Source organism: Xanthomonas sp. WHRI 8932A, from assembly GCF_035012785.1.
Lineage (GTDB): Bacteria > Pseudomonadota > Gammaproteobacteria > Xanthomonadales > Xanthomonadaceae > Xanthomonas.
The window spans coordinates 381,014-402,585 of the sequence record NZ_JAYGQQ010000003.1 but is presented as its reverse complement, the minus strand read 5'-3'; the positions used below and the strand labels follow the sequence as shown (position 1 = coordinate 402,585).

Annotated in this window: 16 protein-coding genes and 1 other RNA gene; 8 read left to right on the top strand and 9 right to left on the bottom strand. The window is 65.7% G+C overall.

Annotated elements, in window-relative coordinates; all coding sequences use genetic code 11:
* Nucleotides 1–62 precede the first annotated feature (62 nt).
* Nucleotides 63–1,976: a sulfate adenylyltransferase subunit CysN gene (cysN, locus tag VC212_RS06835; RefSeq protein ID WP_323514812.1), complete on the bottom strand. Its 1,914-nt coding sequence runs from the start codon at nucleotides 1,974–1,976 to the stop codon at nucleotides 63–65.
* Between the two features lie 62 nt (nucleotides 1,977–2,038).
* Nucleotides 2,039–2,947 (bottom strand): sulfate adenylyltransferase subunit CysD, encoded by a 909-nt coding sequence (gene cysD / locus VC212_RS06830; RefSeq protein ID WP_115562743.1) that lies wholly within the window; start codon nucleotides 2,945–2,947, stop codon nucleotides 2,039–2,041.
* 180 nt (nucleotides 2,948–3,127) lie between these two features.
* Here cysD and VC212_RS06825 point away from each other — a divergent pair, with 180 nt between their 5' ends.
* The 3 genes from VC212_RS06825 (at nucleotide 3,128) to VC212_RS06815 (ending at nucleotide 7,512) form a co-directional block, all read left to right on the top strand.
* Entirely contained in the window at nucleotides 3,128–4,975 is a 1,848-nt protein-coding gene (locus VC212_RS06825) for an assimilatory sulfite reductase (NADPH) flavoprotein subunit (protein WP_323514612.1), read from the top strand.
* 108 nt (nucleotides 4,976–5,083) lie between these two features.
* Entirely contained in the window at nucleotides 5,084–6,790 is a 1,707-nt protein-coding gene (gene cysI / locus VC212_RS06820) for an assimilatory sulfite reductase (NADPH) hemoprotein subunit (RefSeq protein ID WP_323514613.1), read from the top strand.
* On the top strand, nucleotides 6,787–7,512 hold the full coding sequence (locus VC212_RS06815) for a phosphoadenylyl-sulfate reductase (protein WP_055848769.1): 726 nt from the start codon (nucleotides 6,787–6,789) through the stop codon (nucleotides 7,510–7,512). The genes cysI and VC212_RS06815 overlap by 4 nt, the downstream gene beginning before the upstream one ends.
* Nucleotides 7,513–7,839: 327 nt before the next feature.
* Here the strand turns inward: VC212_RS06815 and VC212_RS06810 are convergent, their stop codons facing one another.
* The 3 genes from VC212_RS06810 to VC212_RS06800 form a co-directional block, all read right to left on the bottom strand.
* Nucleotides 7,840–9,570 carry a PepSY domain-containing protein gene (locus tag VC212_RS06810; RefSeq protein WP_115554459.1) on the bottom strand — a complete coding sequence of 577 codons (1,731 nt, stop codon included), beginning with the start codon at nucleotides 9,568–9,570 and terminating at the stop codon, nucleotides 7,840–7,842.
* The gene (locus tag VC212_RS06805) at nucleotides 9,570–11,573 is read right to left on the bottom strand and encodes a TonB-dependent receptor (protein WP_323514813.1); all 2,004 of its coding nucleotides are present in this window, start codon (nucleotides 11,571–11,573) and stop codon (nucleotides 9,570–9,572) included. The genes VC212_RS06810 and VC212_RS06805 overlap by 1 nt, the downstream gene beginning before the upstream one ends.
* A gap of 191 nt (nucleotides 11,574–11,764) precedes the next feature.
* Entirely contained in the window at nucleotides 11,765–12,199 is a 435-nt protein-coding gene (locus VC212_RS06800) for a DUF2946 family protein (protein WP_323514814.1), read from the bottom strand.
* Nucleotides 12,200–12,503: 304 nt separating this feature from the next.
* Between VC212_RS06800 and VC212_RS06795 the strand changes: the two genes are divergently transcribed.
* Nucleotides 12,504–13,700: a GAF domain-containing sensor histidine kinase gene (locus tag VC212_RS06795; RefSeq protein ID WP_161963934.1), complete on the top strand. Its 1,197-nt coding sequence runs from the start codon at nucleotides 12,504–12,506 to the stop codon at nucleotides 13,698–13,700.
* 670 nt (nucleotides 13,701–14,370) lie between these two features.
* Here the strand turns inward: VC212_RS06795 and VC212_RS06790 are convergent.
* Together VC212_RS06790 and VC212_RS06785 are read right to left on the bottom strand one after the other, a co-directional pair.
* Nucleotides 14,371–14,655 carry a hypothetical protein gene (locus VC212_RS06790; RefSeq protein WP_323514614.1) on the bottom strand — a complete coding sequence of 95 codons (285 nt, stop codon included), beginning with the start codon at nucleotides 14,653–14,655 and terminating at the stop codon, nucleotides 14,371–14,373.
* 10 nt (nucleotides 14,656–14,665) lie between these two features.
* The gene (locus VC212_RS06785; protein WP_323514615.1) at nucleotides 14,666–15,646 is read right to left on the bottom strand and encodes a LysR family transcriptional regulator; all 981 of its coding nucleotides are present in this window, start codon (nucleotides 15,644–15,646) and stop codon (nucleotides 14,666–14,668) included.
* Between the two features lie 163 nt (nucleotides 15,647–15,809).
* Here VC212_RS06785 and cobA point away from each other — a divergent pair, with 163 nt between their 5' ends.
* The 4 genes from cobA (at nucleotide 15,810) to VC212_RS06765 (ending at nucleotide 19,982) form a co-directional block, all read left to right on the top strand.
* Nucleotides 15,810–17,012: a uroporphyrinogen-III C-methyltransferase gene (gene cobA / locus VC212_RS06780; RefSeq protein ID WP_115554462.1), complete on the top strand. Its 1,203-nt coding sequence runs from the start codon at nucleotides 15,810–15,812 to the stop codon at nucleotides 17,010–17,012.
* A gap of 16 nt (nucleotides 17,013–17,028) precedes the next feature.
* Nucleotides 17,029–17,988, top strand: a complete 960-nt coding sequence (gene cysK / locus VC212_RS06775) for a cysteine synthase A (protein ID WP_104616535.1) — start codon at nucleotides 17,029–17,031, stop codon at nucleotides 17,986–17,988.
* Nucleotides 17,989–18,666: 678 nt separating this feature from the next.
* Nucleotides 18,667–19,173, top strand: coding sequence for an isoprenylcysteine carboxylmethyltransferase family protein (locus VC212_RS06770; RefSeq protein ID WP_055850303.1), 507 nt, complete (start codon nucleotides 18,667–18,669; stop codon nucleotides 19,171–19,173).
* A gap of 269 nt (nucleotides 19,174–19,442) precedes the next feature.
* Nucleotides 19,443–19,982, top strand: a complete 540-nt coding sequence (locus VC212_RS06765; RefSeq protein WP_055848754.1) for an O-acetyl-ADP-ribose deacetylase — start codon at nucleotides 19,443–19,445, stop codon at nucleotides 19,980–19,982.
* A 148-nt stretch (nucleotides 19,983–20,130) separates the two neighbouring features.
* Here the strand turns inward: VC212_RS06765 and VC212_RS06760 are convergent.
* Together VC212_RS06760 and VC212_RS06755 are read right to left on the bottom strand one after the other, a co-directional pair.
* Nucleotides 20,131–20,202, bottom strand: a non-coding RNA gene (locus VC212_RS06760) — sX9 sRNA.
* 194 nt (nucleotides 20,203–20,396) lie between these two features.
* Nucleotides 20,397–21,401, bottom strand: a complete 1,005-nt coding sequence (locus VC212_RS06755; RefSeq protein ID WP_055848751.1) for a class I fructose-bisphosphate aldolase — start codon at nucleotides 21,399–21,401, stop codon at nucleotides 20,397–20,399.
* Nucleotides 21,402–21,572: the final 171 nt, after the last annotated feature.

Genomic DNA, 21,572 nt, shown 5'->3' with positions numbered 1-21,572 from the left:
GATGGGGTCTGCCGCCACGCGCACTACGCGGGAGACTGGGTGCCACGTCCTGATGCCTGCGCTCAGCGTTCCAGCCCCAGAAACTCGAGCACGTGGCGCGCCAGCGCCTCTACATTCTCACCATCGGCGTGAAGATGGATCTCCGGCGTCTCGGGCGCCTCGTATGGCGAGTCGATCCCGGTGAAATTAGGAATCTGCCCGGCCCGCGCCTTGCGGTACAACCCCTTCACGTCGCGCGCCTCTGCCACCGCCAGCGGAACGTCCACGAACACTTCGACAAACTCGCCCGTATCGAAACGCTCGCGCGCCAGTTGCCGCTCGGCGCGGAACGGCGAAATAAAACTGACCAGCACGATCAGGCCGGCATCGGCCATCAGACGCGCCACTTCCGCCACGCGGCGGATATTTTCCACGCGGTCTTCGTCGGTAAAGCCCAGATCGCGGTTGAGCCCATGGCGCACGTTGTCGCCATCCAGGATGAAGGTGTGATATCCCAAGGCATGCAGGCGCTTGTCGACCAGGTTGGCGACGGTGGATTTGCCCGCCCCCGACAGGCCGGTGAACCACAGCACGCGCGGCGCCTGGCCCTTGATACGCGCACGAGCACCGCGGTCCACGTCCAGATGCTGCCAATGCACGTTGCCGGCGCGGCGCAACGCAAACTCCAGCGTGCCCGCGGCCACGGTGGCATTGCTTTGCCGGTCGATCAGGATGAACCCGCCGAGCACGCGGTTGCGGGCGTACGGCGCGAAGGCGATGGGTTCGTCCAAGGCGAGATTGCAGTAGCCCACTTCGTTGAGCTCCAGCCGCTTGGCCGCCAGGCGCTCTTGCGTATTCACATCGACCTTGTGCTTGATCTCGCTGACGCTCACGGTGACCGTGCGGGTGCCGATCTTGAGCCAGTACGGGCGGCCAGGCAGCAGCGCGGCATCGTCCATCCACAGCAGATGCGCGGCGAACTGGTCGGCCACTTCCGGCGGGTCGTCGATGGCGGCGATGATGTCGCCACGGCTGATATCGATCTCATCGCGTAGCGTCAGCGTCACCGCCTGCCCTGCGCGTGCGCTGGCCACATCGCCGTTAGCATCCAGCACCGCAGCCACCTGCGAACGTCGCCCCGATGGCACCACCACCACGGCATCGCCCACGCGCACCTGCCCCGCCGCGATGGTGCCGGCATAGCCGCGGAACTGTGAGTTGGGGCGGTTAACCCACTGCACCGGCAGGCGCAGGCCGCTATCGGCGTCGGGCGGCTCCAGTTGCACACTGTCCAGATGCTGCAGCAGATGCGGACCGCTGTACCACGGCATGCGGGTGGAGGCGCTGGAAAGGTTTTCGCCAGCCAGCGCCGACAACGGGATGCACTGCACATCGGCAATGCCCAGCTGCGCCGCCAGCGCGCGATAGCTCTCGGCGATGGCGCTGAAGACGTCGGCGTCGTAGTCCACCAGATCCATCTTGTTGACCGCCAGCACCACGTGGCGGATGCCCAGCAACGACACGATGTAGCTGTGGCGGCGCGTCTGCACGAGCAAGCCCTTGCGCGCATCCACCAGCACCACTGCCACATCGGCGCTGGACGCACCGGTGGCCATATTGCGCGTGTACTGCTCGTGGCCTGGGCAGTCGGCGACGATGAATTTGCGTTGGTCGGTATCGAAATAGCGATACGCCACATCGATGGTGATGCCCTGCTCGCGCTCGGCTGCCAGCCCATCCATCAACAACGCGTAATCGATACCCTCGCCCTGCGTGCCATGCCGCCGGCTATCGCTTTCCAGCGCCGCCAGCTGATCGTCGAACAAGCGCTTGCTGTCGTACAGCAACCGTCCAATCAAGGTGCTCTTGCCATCGTCCACGCTACCGCAGGTGATGAAGCGCAGCAGCGGTTTGGATTCGTGCTGCTGCAGGTAAGTGTCGATGGTGCCGGGAATCGGGAGTGGGGAATCGGGAATGGTACAAGCCGCCTCCTCGATCGATGTAGACGCAGCGAACCGCTGTTGCGATCCCCCATTCCCGATTCCCCATTCACTACCCATCAGAAATACCCCTCAAGCTTTTTCTGTTCCATCGACGCGCCGGGTGCGTGATCGATCATGCGGCCCTGACGCTCGGAGCTGGTGCTGACCAGCATTTCGGCGATCACCGCTTCCAGGGTGTCGGCGGTGGAGTCGATCGCGCCGGTCAGCGGATAGCAACCCAGCGTGCGGAAGCGCACCGAGCGCAGCTGCGGGGTTTCTCCAGGCTGCAGCGGCAAGCGTTCGTCATCGACCATGATCAACGCACCGTCGCGCTCCACCACCGGGCGCGCTGCGGCGAAATACAGCGGCACCACCGGGATCTTTTCGCGGTAGATGTACAGCCAGATATCCAGCTCGGTCCAGTTGGACAACGGAAACACGCGCACGCTCTCGCCGGGTTTGGTACGGGCGTTGTAGAGGTTCCACAGTTCCGGACGCTGGTTTTTCGGGTCCCAGCGATGGCGTGCATTGCGGAACGAAAACACCCGCTCCTTGGCGCGCGATTTTTCTTCGTCGCGCCGTGCCCCGCCGATTGCCGCATCGAACGCGCCGTGCTCCAGCGCCTGCTTCAGGCCCTGGGTCTTCATGATGTCGGTGTGCACCGCGGCGCCGTGGCTGATCGGGCCGATGTCCTGCGCGATGCCATCGGGATTGATGTGCACGCGTAGATCCACCCCGGTTTCGGCCGCGCGGCGGTCGCGGAAGGCGATCATCTCGCGGAATTTCCAGCGCGTGTCCACGTGCAGCAGCGGGATCGGCGGGGGCGACGGCGCAAACGCCTTGAGCAGCAGATGCAGCAGCACCGAGCTGTCCTTGCCGACCGAATACAGCATCACCGGTGCCCGGAACTCGGCGGCGACCTCGCGCAGGATGTGGATGCTTTCGGCTTCGAGCCGGTCGAGATGGGACAGCGGTGGCAGGGTCATCAGGATGTCGGGAGCGGCGGCAGGCAAGACCAGCCGATGGTAGGCCAAGGCAGCGCAGTGTGTGGCGGGCAGATGTCTGCTTGAAATAATCGGCCGGCATAACGCGATAACCGGTGATCCTTTCTAGACCAGCGAACGCTTCCCTAACATCGTTCATCCAATCCCCGCCCCTGGATCCGAATGACCGCCGCCAGTTCCGCGCTACCGCCCAGCCCCTTGCCCGACGAGCGCAAGGCGCTGCTGGAACGGTTGGTCGACGGCCTGGATACCGCCTCACTGTGGTGGCTGTCCGGCTACACCGCCGGGCTGGCGCAGGGTCATCCGCCGCGCTCGCTGGCGGTGCTGCCGGGCGGACAACCGCAGGCGGCCGCGCAGGACAGCCAGCGCTTGACCGTGGTGTACGGCAGCCAGACCGGCAACGCGCGCCGCCAGGCCGAGCAGCTGGCCGCCGATGCCGAGGCCGCCGGGCTGAGCGTGCGGTTGCTGCGCGCCGATGCCTACCCCACCCGCGAACTCGCCAGCGAACGCCTGTTGTACGTGGTGATCAGCACCCAGGGCGAAGGCGACCCGCCGGACGATGCGATCGGCCTGGTCGAATTCCTGGCCGGCCGCCGCGCGCCCAAGCTGCCCGAGCTCAAGTACGCGGTGCTGGGCCTGGGCGATTCCAGTTATGCGGAATTCTGCGGCATTGCGCGGCGCATCGACGACCGTCTGGCCGAGCTCGGCGCCAGCCGTGTGCAGCCGCGTGGCGAAGCCGACCTGGACATCGACAGCATCGCCGACCCGTGGCGCGCGCAGGCGCTCAAGCATGCGCGCGAGCAGCTCAAGAGCGCTCCCCACTCGGCCACGGTCACGCCGCTACGCAGCAACCCGGTGGCGCCGGTGTGGTCGCACCAGCATCCGTTTGCTGCCGAGTTGCTGGCCAACCAGATCATCAGCGGACGCGACTTCAAGGGCCCGGGCTTTCGCGTCTATGCGCAGCCCGGCAAGCGCGTGCGGCATCTGGAATTTTCGCTGGAAGGCAGCGGCCTGAGTTACGAACCCGGCGATGCCCTGGGCATCCGTCATCGCAATCCGCCCGCGCTGGTGGATGCGGTACTGCAGACCTTGCAGCTGGATGGTCATGCCGCGGTCACCGTCGGCGAAGAGACTCTGGCCTTGAACGAGTGGCTGACCACCCGGCGCGAACTGACCAAGCTGTCGCGGCCATTCCTCACCGCCCATGCCGAGCGCGCACGCGCAGACGACCTGCAGGCGCTGCTCACCCCCACCCAGACTGCCGGCCTGGCGTCGTTGCTCTCCGATCATCAAGTGATCGACGTGCTGCGACGCTGGCCGGCGGATTGGGACCACGCCAGCCTGCTGGACACGCTGCGCCCGCTCACCCCGCGGCTGTATTCCATCGCCTCCAGCCGCAAGCGCGTGGGCGACGAAGTGCATCTGGCGGTGGATGAACTCAACTACCAGGCGCACGGGCATGCGCACCTGGGCTCGGCCAGCAGCTTTCTCGCCGCGCTTGCCGAAGGCGATACCGCCCCGGTCTACATCGAACCCAACACCCGCTTCCGCGTGCCGGCCGACGCGGACCGCGACATCCTGATGATCGGCCCGGGCACCGGCGTGGCGCCGTTCCGCGGTTTCGTGCAGGAACGCGCCGAAACCGGCGCCAAAGGTCGTAACTGGCTGTTCTTCGGCGCCCAGCATTTCAATACCGATTTCCTGTATCAGGCTGAGTGGCAGCAGGCCTTGCAACGCGGCGAGTTGCACGCGCTGGACCTGGCGTTCTCGCGCGACCATCCCGAAAAAATCTACGTGCAACACCGCCTGCGCGAACGCGGCGCCGAGGTCTATGCCTGGCTGCAGGGCGGCGCGCATCTCTATGTCTGTGGCGCCATCGGCATGGGAAAGGATGTGCACGCCGCATTGCTGGACATCGTCACCACCCACGGCGCCCGCAGCGCCGAAGACGCCGCCGCATATCTCACTCAGCTGCAGGTGGAGGGACGGTATGCGCGCGATGTTTATTAGTGCAGGGAATCGGGAGTGGGGAATCGGGAATCGGTACAGCTCGCTACTGACCTTTCCTGGCAGACCAAGCAGCTTTTTACGATTCCCCATTTCCGACTCCCGATTCCCATGACTCATTCCGTCGAAGACATCAAATCCGAAAGCCGCCGTCTGCGCGGGTCGCTGGAGCAGAGCCTGGCCGATCCGGTCACCGGGGCGCTGCGCGAGGACGATCAGACGCTGATCAAGTACCACGGCAGCTACCAGCAGGACGATCGCGATATTCGCGATGAGCGGCGTCGACAGAAGCTCGAGCCTGCATATCAGTTCATGATCCGCACGCGCACGCCGGGCGGGGTGATTTCGCCCAGCCAATGGCTGGCGCTGGATGGCATCGCCACGCGGTACGCCAATCATTCGCTGCGCATCACCACGCGTCAGGCGTTCCAGTTCCATGGCGTGATCAAGCGCGAACTCAAGGCGACCATGCAGGCGATCAACGCCACCTTGGTCGATACGCTGGCGGCGTGCGGCGACGTCAATCGCAATGTGCAGGTGGCGGCGAACCCATTGTTGTCGCAGGCGCATGCCACGTTGTACGCCGATGCCGCGCGCGTGTCCGAGCATCTGCTACCCAACACGCGTGCGTACTACGAAATCTGGCTGGACGAAGAACGCGTATCCGGCTCCGGCAACGAAGACGAGCCGATCTACGGCGACCGGTATCTGCCGCGCAAGTTCAAGATCGGTTTCGCCGCACCGCCGCTCAACGACGTGGACGTGTTCGCCAATGATCTGGGCTTCATCGCCATCCTGCGCGACGGCGAGTTGCTCGGCTACAACGTCAGCATCGGCGGCGGCATGGGCGCCAGCCACGGCGATGCGGAAACCTGGCCGCGCGTGGCCAACGTCATTGGGTTTATCACCCGCGATCAATTGCTGGAACTCGCAACCGCTGTAGTCACCACGCAGCGCGACTTCGGCAATCGCGCAGTGCGTAAGCGCGCGCGCTTCAAGTACACCATCGACGATCATGGCCTGGACACCATCGTGGCCGAGATCCAACGCCGTGCCGGTTTTTCGTTGCAGCCTGCGCGGCAGTTTGCGTTCGACCACAACGGCGACCGCTATGGCTGGGTCGCAGGCGAAGACGGCCTGTGGCATCTGACCCTGTCGCTACCGGCCGGCCGCATTGCCGACACCGACACCGCCGCGCATCTGAGCGGGCTGCGCGCGATTGCGCAGTTGAACGTGGGCGAGTTCCGGATGACGCCCAATCAGAACCTGGTGATCGCCGGCGTCCCTGCACAGCAGCGCGCGCAGATCGATGCGCTGGCTGCGCAGTACGCGCTGGATGCGGGCAACCATGCCGGCACCGCCTTGGCACGCGGCGCGATGGCCTGCGTGGCATTGCCGACCTGCGGCCTGGCGATGGCCGAGGCCGAGCGCTATCTGCCCGATTTCAGCGCTGCGCTGCAGCCGTTGTTGCAGCAGCACGGCTTGGCCGACACGCCCATCGTGCTGCGCCTGTCCGGTTGCCCCAATGGATGTTCGCGTCCATATCTGGCGGAGATCGCACTGGTGGGCAAGGCGCCTGGTCGCTACAACCTGATGCTGGGCGGCGACCGTCGCGGCCAGCGGCTCAACACCTTGTATCGCGAAAACATCACTGAAGCAGAGATCCTCGCCGCGCTGGAGCCGCTACTGGCCCGTTACGCCGCAGAACGCGACCAGGCAGCGGATGAAGGCTTTGGCGATTTCCTGCACCGCAGTGGCCTGATCGCCCTGCCGCCCTACCCCACGCACCGTCACCTCGACCTGGAATTGCTCGCATGACCGCGCTGCCTGTCGCATCGATCACCTCTTCCGCGTTGGACGATCTGGACGCGCTCAACGCACACCTGGAAACCCTGCGTGCCGACGAACGCGTGGCGTGGGCGCTAGAGCATGGCCCGCAGGACGTCGCGCTGTCGTCCAGCTTCGGCGCGCAATCGGCGGTGACGCTGCATCTGCTCACCCGGCAGCGCCCGGACATTCCGGTGATCCTGATCGACACCGGGTATCTATTTCCGGAAACCTATCGCTTTGCCGACGCGTTGACCGATCGGCTCAAACTCAATCTCAAGGTGTATCGCCCGCTGGTCAGCCGCGCCTGGATGGAGGCGCGCCATGGCCGGTTGTGGGAACAGGGCATGGTCGGCATCGACCAGTACAACAACCTGCGCAAGGTCGAGCCGATGCGCCGCGCACTGGACGAGCTCGACGTCGGCACCTGGTTCACCGGCCTGCGCCGCAGCCAATCCGGCGGACGCGCACAGACGCCAATCGTGCAGAAGCGTGGCGACCGCTACAAGATCAGCCCGATCGCCGACTGGACCGACCGCGATGTCTGGCAATACCTGCAGGCGCACGATCTGCCGTATCACCCGCTGTGGGAGCAGGGCTACGTCTCGATCGGCGACTTCCACACCACCCGCCGCTGGGAACCGGGCATGCGCGAAGAAGACACCCGCTTTTTCGGCCTCAAGCGCGAGTGCGGGATTCACGAGGACATCTGAGTTGGGCTACGCATCGCGCGCTTTGTAGAGCGTCGCGATGTGAGATGTTTGGTTTCTGCGTGCTGTGAGCGTGGCAGACAGCGCAACGCCTGGAGATCTTTCTGGTGGGCTGTGGTGGCCGTAACACGTGCGAGGCATCGCGCCGCCGTTGCAGCAGGATCTCAGGATCGAGAAAGGCGTGCTCTCTGCCGAAGAGCGCGGCCGCGCTGGTCCCAGCGCCGCGAACACAGACGACATCGACGCGAGCTGTAGCTGTAGCTACAGCTGCAGCGGCTGAGAGATGCAATCGCGACACGTGTAGCGATAGCGACACGCGCAGCCATCGCATCACGCCACAGCACTCGCTTGCACGCGTTGCATCCAGTAACGATCGAACAACCACATCAGCAACAACGACAGCCCGACCAGCGGAAAGAGCAATCCGCACAGCACTAGCAGCGCCAGCAGCCCGCGCAGGGTGCGTGGGTCGGCAGGCAATGGCGGCACGCCCAAGCCGCCCACCGGCCGCCGCTTCCACCACATCGCCACGGCACTGACGCACAACAGCACGATCAACGCGCACGCCAGCAGCAGGATCAGCTGATTGGCGGTGCCGTATTGCTGCCCCAGGTGCACATTGATGCCCCATTCCAGCGTCTTAGCCACCGGCCCGTAATCGCGGTAGCCCATGTCCAGCAGCACCTCACCGCTGTACTGATCCAGATGGATCACCCGCTGCTGCTGCAGATCGGCCGGATACACCGTCGCGGTATAGACACCGCGCACACCACGCGGCGGCGACACGCTATAGCCCGACGCAATGCCGAGCGCATCGAACCGCGCCATCGCCGCATCCAGACCAATCGCGCCCATCCCCGGCGCAGCGACACTGCCGGCGCCACCGTGCGCTGCATGGACTGAATATTCTGACTGGCTTGAATGTTCTGAGTGCGCCGAATGCTGTGAGTGTTCCGAATGCTCTGAGTGAGCTGAATGTTCTGAGTGATCCGAATGCTGCAAGTGCTCCGAATGTTCCGAATGCTGTGCATGAGCATGGTCGAAGTTAGCCCCTCTCTCCTCGGGGCGAGAAGGCACTGTTTGCGCGCCACTGGCGCGCGTGCCTTGGAGCGCCCACGCCGCTAGCTCGGGCCGGGAGTTGGGGTGCGGGTGGGCCGCACGCATCGCAGCCGCGTGCAGCCCACCCGCTTGGCCGTCATGCAATCGCTCATCCAGCGCACCAGGCACAGGCGCAGCAGATTCCGGCAACCGTGCCTGCCGCAGCGACCACGCAGGCTCGCCACTGTCGGTCAGGCGCTGCTCCGACATCGGCTGCTGCACACGCAGCCCGGCCGGATACCCAAAGTCGTGCCCGTTGGCCCAGCGATTGACCTGTGCGCCCCACAGCCACGACCACGGCATGCCGCTCAGCGCCAGAAACAACAGGATCGCACCCACACCGGCACCGGTCACCGCGTGCAGGTCGCGCCAGAACAGCCGCTGCGTCGGCGTGCCACGGACGTTGAGCACACCACCACGCCGCCCGCGCGGCCACCACAGGTACACACCCGTGAGCACCAGCACGATCGCCCACCCCGCCGCCATTTCGATCAGCCCCTGTGCAAACGGGCCGATCAACTCCAGGCTGTGCAGCCGGCGAATCGTCCAGGCCAGCGTGCCGTGCTCGGGCAAGCGACCCAGCACACGCACGCGATACGGGTCCACATACACCACCGTGCGGGTGCCATGCGCGTCCACCAGGCCGATCTCGGCACTGGCATCGGCACGCTTGGGCGTGGTGTAGCGGAACAACGTCCCACCCTCCTCGCGCTGCGCCACCTCCACCAGTTGCTGTGCAGACGCGCGCGCCGCACCCACCGGCACCACCTTCAACCCATGGTGCACCGTGCGATCGATAGCGTCCTGATACAGAAACGCCGCGCCGGTGAGCGCCAGCCAGATGATGAAAGGCAGCACCAGCAGCCCGGCATAGAAATGCCAGCGCCACACGGCCCGATAGAACCGCCAGCGGCCATCCCGCTGCGGTACGTCGACGCTGGTAGTGCTTGTGCGTGTCCGCATCAGAAACTCCAATCCCAGGACACCGACAGTGCGCGGCCATCGCCTGGCGAATAGCCGGAACTACCGCTGTCGTACCACGCGTACACATAGGCGCGATCGGTGACATTGCGCAATTGCACGCTGAGCGCATGACGCGCATCCAAGTTCCAGCGCGCACCAAGATTGAGCAAGGCATAGCCGCCGGTGCGACCCAGGGTATTGCTGCGCTCCAGGTAATAATCGCCCTGCGCATTGCCCCAGGCGCTGAGCTGCACGGCTGCACTCACCTGCCACTCCAGCCCGGCGGTGGCCAACCAGTGCGGCACGTTCTCGATCTCCTTGCCGCGCGTGGCCGGCGCACTGGGATCGGGCGTGGCGATGCTGGCCTTCTGCCGCGAATACGACATCCACGCACGCCAATGCTCGGCAGGCTGCAGGTTCAATTGCGCATCCCACCCACGCCGCAGCGTGCGGCCGACATTGGCCACATCGCCGATGCCGGCCATGCCATTAACACCGAGAATGGTGGCCACTTCGCCAGACGCACGTTGTTCCCAATACGCCACCCGCCCATCCAACAGTGCCGACGGGGCGAATTTGAAACCGGCTTCCCAGCCATCGTTGATCGATGGCCCGAGATTGCCCGGCTGGCGACGGTAGGCACCATCGCCGCTGCCGATCTGGAAGGTGCGTCCCCAGTTGGCGTACACGCTGCTCTGTTCGCCCACACGGTAGCTGGCACTGAACTTGGGTTGCTTGATGGTGCCGTAGTCGTAGGTCGGCGCCCAGACACCGGCCAGCAGGTCGTGCAAGGTGCCATCGACACGATCGATGCGATACCCCGGCACCAGTTGCAAACGGTCGACCGGGCTCAGCACCGCCTGCACATAGGCACCTTGGGTGTGCAGATCGTAGTTCCAGTCGCGCAGTTGCGCGCCGCGCACGCGTGCGACGGTGCGGTAGCGCTGCGACCGGTTGTCCTGCCACTGCGCATCCGCACCGGCTTCCAGCGCCGCATTCCACACGCCCCAGTCGGGCTGCCAGTTGCCGCGCAGCAGCACGCCGCGATGGGTTTCATCGGTATCGCGCTCCTGCTGCAGGCCGGCGGCGGAAAAACGGACCCAGCGTTGATTGCGGTAGTCGTTCTGGTAGGCCTTGGCGCTCCACTGCGCATCCGTGCCCAGCGTGCCATCGGCATGCAATGCGGTCTGACGCACACGGCGCTCGCTGCGATCGTCCTGCGCATAGGCCGGCGAACTGCGCGGCGCCGCACGCGCGCTGGCCGCGTCCAGATACCCCGCCTCCAGCGCGTGATTGTCGTAGTAACGCGTGGTCAGCCCGGCACGGAAGGCGCCATCCGGGTCGGTGTAGAACCACTTGCCGGCGACGCTGCGTTTGCGCGCATCGGCGTGCGCGCGATAGCCATCGGAATCGCGCCAGGCCAGCACATAGTTCTGGCTCCACGGGCCGCGCTCGAAGCCCTTGCCCAGCTGCACTTCGCGCGCACCGAAACTGCCCGCGGTCACGCTGAGCCGGCCATCGTTGCCACCGGTGCGGGTCAGCACATCCACGCTGCCGGCGATGGCGTTCAAGCCATACCGCGCATCGTTGGTGCCGCGCACGATTTCGATCGCACTGATGTCCTGCGGAAACACCGCATCCAGATAGGGCATGCCACCGGCGTTGTCGTTGCTGGGGATGCCGTCGATCAGCAGCTTGACCGCGTTGATCCGCCCCTCGCCGTTGAAGCCACGGAACGAAAACCGCCCCGCATCGGTGCCCATGCGGAATTGGGTCACCTGCACGCCGGGCGCGCGCATCAGCAGTTCCCAGCTGTAATCCACGTGCTGATCGTGCAGCAGCGCACCGCCGATCACGTCCACCGAACTCAGCACGCGCGCGGTACTTGGCGTGCGCTGCACGTGCTCGCTCACCTGTACCTTGCCCAGCGTCAATGCCGCATCTTGCGCCTGCACCTGCCAGGGGTGGCCACACACCAGCGCCAACGACGGCGCGTACCACATCGTTTTCAACAACCGTAACCGCATGACCAACCCTTTGCCGCGACACCACGGCAATGCCGCCGTGCCCCACCTCACAGGGCGAGCGCCGGCTTCATTCAAAGAATGCGTCGTCCATCGATTGTGCGCAGGCACGCCAACGCATCAGGCGCAGACAGGCTGCAACAGAACGGACGCCCGCAACGGGGCAAGGCTCAGGCGTACAACGGTGGCCCACGCGCTCCGAGGGCGGTCCAGCGCAAGGCAGACCATGCCCGCACCGCGGCGGGCAGCGACATCGGCACCGGGCGTCGCTGCAGCAGACACAGCACCAGCAGTGCCAGCCAGGGCAGCAGGCGCGCGGCCAACATGCAGTAGTCGCAGGCTTCGCCATGCAGCGCAGCGTCATGGTCGCCGGCGCGTTGCGGGGCGCCGGGCATGCCGTGATCCCGAGGCACTGCGCTGTGCGCTTGCGCAGGCGCGTGGCTCGCATGCACTGCAGCGCTGGTGCCAAGCGCCGGGCCGCTCATGCACATCGGCTCGAGCATGCGCGCCTGGCTCCAGCGGCTGATCAACGGCGCCAACAGCATCAGCGCCACTGCCAGGCAGGCGAGCAGGTGCAACAGACGATGGCGATGAAGCGCGGGCATCGCCGCAGTGTAAGCCGCCATGTCGGCAGGAGCGATGGGAGCGGCCGGTGCGCGACCGGATGTCGCACCCAAACCCGCGCAGGCGTCCGGGCGGACTGGCATCGCACGCTGACGCCTGTCGACCCGCGCCCCATCAGCCGTCGCCACGGCCGAGTCGATGAAGCGCAGCCCATCACCTGAATATCACTGCCGCCCCATTGTCCAGGCCGGCAGTCACAGTTCTACCGGTGCGTATAAGACCGCGCGCATGCGAGGCGTCGCCATGCCCTATGCTTGGACTTCATCCCATTCATCCTGCCCGCGCATGAGTACTGTCCTGTCCGATCCAGCGGCTGAGCCACTTCCCTGCGCGCCCAAGCCGCCCAGCGAGGCGCTGCGCCTCCAGGCCCTGCGCAGCTACGGCATCCTCGATACGCCGCGCGAGGCGGCCTTCGAAGACATCACCCGGCTTGCGTCGATCATCTGCCAGACCCCGATCGCCCTGATCAGCCTGGTGGACGCCGACCGCCAGTGGTTCAAGAGCGAACTCGGCATGGGCGAGCGCGAGACGCCGCTGTTCAAGTCGATGTGCGCGCATGCGCTGCTCGACAGCGACGTGCTGGTGGTGCCCGATACGCGCGAAGACATCCGTTTTTCGCGCAACCCGCTGGTGACCGGCGAAGCGCCGCTGTACTTCTATGCCGGTGCGCTGTTGAAGACGCCGGACGGCCTGCCGTTAGGCACCGTCTGCGTCCTCGACCGGCAGCCGCGCAAGCTCACCGACGAACAGGTCGAGGCGCTGCGCGCGCTCGCGCGCCAGACCATGGCGCAGCTGGAATTGCGCCGTGCGCTGCTGATCGCGGAAGAATCCGACCGCTATCGCAGCCGGTTGATGGCCATTGCCGGGCACGATCTGAAGACCCCGCTGCGCACCGCCGCCTACGCCATCGACAAGATGCGCCGGCATGCCAACGTCGATTCCATCCCGACCTTGGTGACCGCGCGCGACGCGATCAGTCTGGTCGGTCGCAGCCTGGACGAACTGGCCACGCTGGCCGCCGCAAGCAAGTCCGCCATGCCGGATCTGCAGCCGCTGCAGCTGGAAGACGTGCTGCATTCGGTGCTCGGCGTCTGGCGCCAGCCGGCCATCGACAAGTGCCTGTCGCTGCGCCACGTACCGACCTCGCTGCGCGTGCGCAGCCATCCGACGTTGTTGACCACCCTGATCGGCAATCTGGTCGGCAACGCGATCAAATACACCGAGCGTGGACGCGTGCTGGTCGGCACCCGCCGCCGGCCCGGCTATGCGGTGGTGGAAATCATCGACAGCGGCATCGGCCTGAATCTTGAGCAGCCCGAGCAGGTCTTCCAGGCGTTTCGCCAGGCCGACCCACGCAGCGACGGTCTGGGCATCGGGCTATGGATCGTGCACCGCACCGCCGAGACGCTAGGGTGCGAGGTGAAGGTACGGCCACGTTCGGAAGGCGGGACCTGTTTTTCGGTTCGCATTCCGTTGGCCTGACGCAGTCGCGCGCAACTGCGTGGCGATGTGCGACCGCGCAGCTGTGCAGCAGACCTGGCGCACGTCGCTTCACAGGCGTTGATTCGAGTATCCGGCGCTCGCCAAAAGCGGCCAACCCAGCTCGGCCGCCGGCGCGTACTGCGATTGTTTCGGCAAAAAATCGGCAAAAAAAAGGCGGACCCGAGCTCCCGACCCGGATCCGCCGCCAAACACGCCAGGCCTCTCCCCAGGGACCCGGGTGCGCCAGCCGCGCTGTGTGCGCAGCCTCGCGCAACAGTGATGCGACAGCGCTAGCAACCTTTCGACGACACCACTGATCACACCGGTGAAGCGATACCTGCATCGCCGGTCCTGCGCCGTCCACCCCTAGACGTCCGAAGTGTCGCGTCATGGTTGCTATAAGGGTTTACGACAGCGCCGCGCCCAACTTGATGGGTGCCGACAACGCGGCTAAGACGGCCCTGACACGTGTAGGGAGAATCACTGACAGCGACACGCACGGCGCGTCGGCCAGCGCTCGCATGGCATTGATTGCAAAGAGGATTTACGGGCTACTCTACGCTGCAGTGCAACATGCAATGCGCGTTAGCGGACCCGACAACAACAGCACGCAACACACCCAGCGCACGACGACGACGTGGCAGAAAACGCTGTTAGGAATTCCAACTTCCTAATCTCCAATCCCAGCCTCATCCCCCTGCTGCGCAAACCACGCCGCCGAATGCACGTCTTCGGCCGCCACTTCCAGTAGCTGACGCAACACGGCCAGCGGAATCTGCACCGGCGTTGCACCGGCCTGCAGCGCCACCCACAGCGATTCGTCCTGCGGGTCGGCCAGCACCGTCAGCACGGCGTGCTCGCGTCCGTCGATGTTTGCCGACAGTTGCAACGACATGCCGCCATCGGGTTCGGGCGACCAGAGTCTGCTGAGCGACGGGCGTACTGGCTCGGTCATCGCGTAGCGCTCAACTGGTGATGGTCTGGGTCAGCGATTCCCAGGTCGGCGGCAGCGGCCAGTTCGGCGCCTGGTTGCCGTCCAGTACGCGGCGCAGGTCGCGCTTGTCGATCTGCGGCGCCAGCACATGCACCAGATCCAGCGCGTAGTCGCGCAGCACCCGGTCGCGCGGCAGCACCGCCCAGGCGATGCACTCGGCGATCGGTGCCGGCGCCGGCCAGGAACGCAGGTCTTCGTCCTGAGCGTTGACCGCCATCTCGGCCACCAACCCCACACCGAGCCCAGCGCGCACATAGGTCTTGATCAGGTCCGCATCCAGCGCGGTCAACGCGATGCTCGGCTCCAGCCCGACCTGCGCGAACGCGCGCTGCAGCGACGAGCCCGGCCGGGTGGACGATTCGTAGCTGATCAGCGGGTGCTCGGACAGCGCCTGCATGTCCGGCGCCACCCGCGTGTCCAGCGCATGCCCGCGCGGCACCACCACCAGCCGCCGCCAGCGGTACAGCGGCACCGCAATGCCTGCATTGGGCTCGCCGCCGGCGGTGCTGACCACGGCGATATCCGCATCGCCCTGGCTGAGCAGATCCAGCGCCGCACTTTCGGCGGCCTGCTGCAGATGCACGCTCACCTGCGGGTAGGCGTGCTTGATCTGCGCCACCGCCGGCGGCAACACGAAGCGCGCCTGGGTGTGGGTGGTGGTCAGGGTCAGCTGGCCCTGGCTTTCGCGGCGCTGGTTGGCGGCGTAGGTGCGGATGTTGTTGGCTTCCGACAGCACCGCGCGTGCCCGCTCGATCACTTCCACCCCGGCCGGCGTCACCGCGTCCAGGCTGCGTCCCTTCCGCACGAACAACAAAAAGCCCAGCTCGTCTTCCAGCTGCTTGAGCTGCTTGGACAGGCCGGGCTGGGTCGCGTGCACACGCGCCGCCGCCAGCGTGATGTTCAGCTCGGCATCGGCGATGGCCACCAGGTAGCGAAGTTGGGTCAGCGTCATGGGCTTATGTCCAAAAAAGCGCGAGGCGCCACAAGGACTTGGACTGTAGAGGAGTTCTGCGGCCCAGCTTATAACCGAACGCTATTTTTAGGGCGCATGAAGTCATTTCCGACGGCTATAAGCCGGCGTTACGGTCTGGCCCTCCCTTTCGATGCCCCGGTCCGTGACTTCTGCGTTCCCGCTCCTTGCCGACCTGCGTGGCCGTGCCGTCCTGGTGGTCGGTGGCGGCGCCGATGCCGAACGCGCCACCGCCAACCTGCTGCAGGCCGGCGCGCTGCCGCTGGTTGGCGCCCCGCAACTGACCCCACAGTTGCAGCAGTGGGCGCGGGCCGGCCGGCTTCGATGGCTGCCCGGCTACTTCGACCCCGCCTGGCTGGCGCTGCCGGATACCCCCATCTGGCTCACCATCGCCGCCAGCGAGCAGCCGGAACACAATGATGCACTGCGCGCCGCAGCGAGCAGCCAGCGGTTGTTGACCCATAGCGCAGCGCCGGCCGCATCCGCAACTGCTACGGCGCCCTCCCCCGCGCCGCAGGTAGGTGTCGCACCGCTCTCCCCCGGCAGCGTGACCCTGGTCGGTGCCGGCCCCGGCGATCCCGGCCTGCTCACGCGCCATGCGGTGCGCGCACTCCGGCAGGCCGAGGTGGTGCTGTACGACCGTCTGGTCAGCCCGCAGATCCTGCAACTGGCCCGCCGCGACGCAGTGCGTGTGGAAGTCGGCAAGGCCGCGCAAGGCCATAGCACTCGCCAGGAACAGATCCATGCGCTGATGCTGGAACACGCCCGCGCCGGGCGCCGGGTGGTGCGACTGAAGGGCGGCGACCCGTTCGTGTTCGGCCGTGGCGGCGAAGAACTGGAATTCCTGCGCGCGCACGGCATCGGCTTTCAGGTTGTCCCCGGCATCACCGCCGCGGTCGCCTGCGCCGCTTATGCCGGCATCCCGCTCACCCATCGCGATCACGCGCAATCGCTGCGCCTGATCACCGCGCACTGCAAGGATTCGCTGGACACGCTGGACTGGCACGCGCTGGGCCAGGAGCGCCAGACGCTGGCCTTCTACATGGGCGTGGCGGGCCTTGATGGTATCCAGCAGCGCCTGCTGCAGGCCGGCCGCGCGCCCACCACGCCATTCGCCCTGGTGGAAAACGGCTCGCGCCCGCAGCAGCGGGTGATCACCGGCACGCTCGCCACCCTGGCCAGCAGCGCACGGCAGTTCAAGGTGCAGGCGCCCGCTCTGCTGATCCTGGGCGAAGTGACCGCGCTCGCGCCGACACTGCATTGGTTCGGCACTGCACCGCTCAGCGCGCCGCTGCCACACTCACCCATCGCAACGCCCGACACGCCCACACTCGCCCACGCAGCCTGAATTCGACGGAGACCCCATGGCCCTGTACGACAACATCCTCGACACCATCGGCCGCACCCCGGTGGTCAAACTCCACCGCCTCGCCCCGGACAATGTCACCTTGTACGTCAAGGTCGAGGCGTTCAATCCGGGCGGCTCGGTCAAGGACCGCCTGGCGCTGGCGATCATCCTCGACGCCGAGCAGCGCGGCCTGCTCAAGCCCGGCGATACCATCGTCGAAGCCACCTCCGGCAACACCGGCGTGGCACTGGCGATGGTGGCGGCCGCGCGCGGCTACAAGTTCGTCGCCACCATGGTGGAAACCTTCTCCATCGAGCGCCGCAAGCTGATGCGCGCGTACGGCGCCAAGGTCATCCTGACCCCGGCCGCCGAGCGCGGCAGTGGCATGGTGCGCAAGGCCAAGGAACTGGCCGAGCAGCATGGCTGGTTCCTGGCCAGCCAGTTCGCCAATCCGGCCAACCCGGCCTATCACCGCAACACCACCGCCGCCGAAATCCTGCGCGACTTCGCCGGCCACCGGCTGGACCATTTCGTCACCGGCTGGGGCACCGGCGGTACGCTCACCGGCGTGGGCGAAGTGCTGCGTGTCGCCCGCCCGGAAGTGCGCATCACCGCCAGCGAGCCGGCCGGCGCCGCGCTGTTGCAGGGCCAGGACTGGAAGCCGCACAAGATCCAGGGCTGGACCCCGGACTTCATCCCCGAGGTGCTCAATCGCGAGGTCGCACACGAAGTGCTGAGCGTGGAAGACAGCGATGCGATCACCATCGCCCGCCGCCTGGCCGCCGAAGAAGGCATCTTCACCGGCATCTCCGGTGGTGCCACCGTGGCGACGGCGCTGCGCGTGGCCGAGTCTGCCGCACCCGGCGCGGTCATCCTGGCGATGCTGCCCGATACCGGCGAGCGCTACTTCTCCACCCCGCTGTTCGCCGACATCAATGAAGGCTCGGATGACGATTGGCTGGCTGGCCTGCCCTGATCGGACGGTTGGTTGGTTGGCACGGAAAGGCCGCGCATTTAGCGCGGCCTTTCTTGTTCTGGGACCGGAAACATTGGAAGCGCGGTCGATCGGCAGACTGGAATAGCCCTGCTCGTTTTAACCGCGGCCACCAGTGAGCGAAGCGCGGCCACCATTTCGATCGCGCACGCTGGATTCGATTGCAACGCGGACCACATGCCGGGCTGCCTGATTGCCGAAGCCATCGCGCTCGCGCAACAGCGCCAAGCGCAGCCGTGACGAGCGCCTTGAGAAGAAAGTCAGCAACCGAACCGGGCACAGCAAGTCAGGCAACTGTGGAGGGGCGTTCGCATCGCCATAGGCGGTAGGCACCACACCCATCATCGCCGCACATCGAGTGATCAACTCGAAACCCTGATGGCTGGTATGCAATCGAAAAGCGCTTCAACAGCTGATCGATCACCGCAAGATGGCCTCGCATTGCGACAGCGAAGCCGCACCCACGTGCGCTTCAGACAAGCAGAGTTCCACCCCATGGAAGAGGAAGAGCGCGTCATCGCGACGCGCCGCACCCCACTTTCTCGGTCGCCAGGCCTCCTGCCTCAGCGTGCCCCCAGCCACACATTGCATTGCGATGGATGCACTCCCCTCCTTGTCAAGGAAACGTTAGGATGTCCGCCGTTCTGCAGGGAGAGTGTGGTGAGCAAGCAATCGTATGGGCACGGCGGCACACGCAGCGCGCGCGCGCCGTGGCTGGTGAAGATCACGTCGCCCGTGCACTTCGCTGCGACGCTGGCTCTGGGCGCCTGGCTGCAACGGCGGTTCGATCTGCCCTTGCCGCCGCCCGACCTGTTGGCCTGGATCGAACTGCTTGGCGGCATCGTCGCCTGCCTGGGCTTGGCCCTGGCCATCAATTGCTTTGTGCTGTTCGCGCGCCGTCGCACCACCATCCTGCCCAGCGGCCATCCCTCGCAGCTGGTCCTGACCGGGCCGTACCGCTTCACCCGTAATCCGATGTATCTGGCCCTGATCCTGAGCTATCTGGGCCTGACCGTGCAGATGGGCTATCTATGGGGCGTGCTGTTGCTGCCGCTGCCGTGGCTGGCGCTGCAGTTCTACCTGATTCCGTTCGAAGAAGGCCGCCTGCGCGCCGAATTCGGCCGCGCCTACACCGCGTACTGCACGCGCGTCCGCCGCTGGCTCTGACGCGCAACGCGCGGGTCGCGCCGCGTCGCGCAATGCGGCGGCGGTTTGGCAGGCAGGGCCGCCAGTAACTCCCTGGCGCCAGCGATAAATTCTTCCAATCGTTGCCGCGACTGTTTCGTCCAAAAACCCGATTCTGGCCGATCTTTTGCTGCGCCTCCGGCACCGTCGTGTGCTGTCGCAGCGTGTGAGATGAATGGGTCCTAGCGTGGGGCTCCGCAGCGCCTGACCCCATCACGCGTTCATCATTCAAATCCCATAACTATCGCGCTATGAGAATCGAAGTCTGGCAAGGCGACATCACCGAACTCGACGTTGACGTCATCGTCAACGCCGCAAATGAATCACTGCTGGGTGGCGGCGGCGTCGATGGCGCCATCCATCGTGCTGCCGGCCCACGTCTGCTGCACGCTTGTGAAGCGCTGCCGCAGGTGCGCCCGGGCGTACGCTGCCCCACCGGCGAAATCCGCATCACCGAAGGCTTCGATCTGAAGGCGCGCCATGTGTTTCATACCGTGGGCCCGGTGTGGCGCGACGGCAAGCACAACGAGCCGGAGCAACTGGCCAACTGTTATTGGCAGTCGCTCAAACTTGCCGAGCAGATGATGCTGCATTCGATCGCGTTCCCGGCCATCAGCTGCGGCATCTACGGTTACCCGCTGTACCAGGCCGCACGGATTGCCGTGACTGAAACCCGTGACTGGCAGCGCTCGCACAAGGTACCCAAGCACATCGTGCTGGTGGCCTATAACGAGGCGACCTACAAGGCGTATCAGCAGGCACTGGCAACGCAGGACACTGCGGCCGCCTGATCGCTACGCAATGCAGGTTGCACTGACGAGCGCCGCAAGGCGCTCGTTGCGTTTTGGTCAGTGGAATCCCGTCGTCGTCTTTCAACCGCGCCACTACCGTGCAGCAGTCCTGATGCACGGCCTCAGCTCGCCCGATCGCACCAGGAGCGGCTGACAAACGGAGCGAGCGTCAGGCGAGTGCGCACAGCGCCGAGGAACTACGGTGCCCGCACCGGTGCATGCCGATCCAGGCACCCGCCCGCCATACCCGCCCGGCAAAGGCGCAGTGTTTTGTGCGTTGCGGCTGCGTTGCGCAGAGCTGGCCCGCACCTGGGCGCAGTCAACCCGCACGTCGACACCCAATAAAAAACGCCGGCATCGCTGCCGGCGCTCTGGTCTTACCGGCGATGCGGCCTTGCGGCCGCCATCACTCGATCAGCCCTTCCACTTGCCCAGTGCAGCCAGGCCGTTTTCCTTGGCGCGCTCATAGATGATCTGCTGCGCCTTGGCGAAGTTGCCGGTCATGTCCTTGGCCCACAGCTTCAGTGCGGCCTGCTGCATCGCGCGGCCGTAGGAGAAGCTCAGCGGCCACGGCAGGTTGCCGAGCTGGTGCATTTCGTTGAGGTGCGCGGTGGACTGCTCGTCGGTCTGGCCGCCGGACAGGAACACGATGCCCGGCAGGATCGCCGGCACGGTCGACTTCAGGCACATCACGGTGGACTCGGCCACTTCCTCGACGCTGGCCTGCTCTTCGCAGCCCTTGCCGGAGATGACCATCGAGGCCTTCAGGATGGTGCCTTCGAGCACGACGTTCTGCTCATACAGCGCGCCGAACAGCGAACGCAGCGTGGCTTCGGTCACTTCGTAGCAGGTCTCGATGTCGTGGCTGCCGTCCATGATCACTTCCGGCTCCACCATCGGCACCAGGCCCTGCTCCTGGCACAGCGCGGCGTAACGCGCCAGCGCATGCGAGTTGGCCTCGATGCAGGTGCCGGACGGAATGTCTTCGCCGATGTTGATGACCGCACGCCACTTGGCGAAACGCGCGCCCAGCGTGTAGTACTCCTCCAGACGTGCACGCAGGCCGTCCAGACCTTCGGTGACCAGTTCGCCCGGCATGCCGGCCAGCGGCTGCGCGCCCTTGTCGACCTTGATGCCCGGGATGATGCCGTGCTCGGCCATGTACTTGGCGAACGGCACACCGTCCTTGGTCTTCTGACGGATGGTCTCGTCGAACAGGATGGCGCCGGAGATGTAATCGCTCAGCTTGGGCGTGGTCAGCAGCAGTTCGCGGTAAGCGCGGCGGTTTTCTTCGATGTTCTCGATGCCGACGCTGGCAAAACGCTTTGCGATTGTGCTGGTCGACTCGTCGATGGCGATGATGCCCTTGCCCGGGGCGACCATGGCCTGGGCGGTTTCGGCAAGCTGTTCGATGCTCATGTAGTTCCTGTGGCAGCTGCGGGGGAGAACGAAAGTATAGCGACGAAAGTCGTACACATTCCTTCACGGAATGCCTGCAACCGATTACACCTTGCCTGCGTGACAGGATGTGTGGCGTCGCTCGCATCGCGCTGCACAAGGCGCCATCGCTGTGGTGTGTGGTTGCCGACG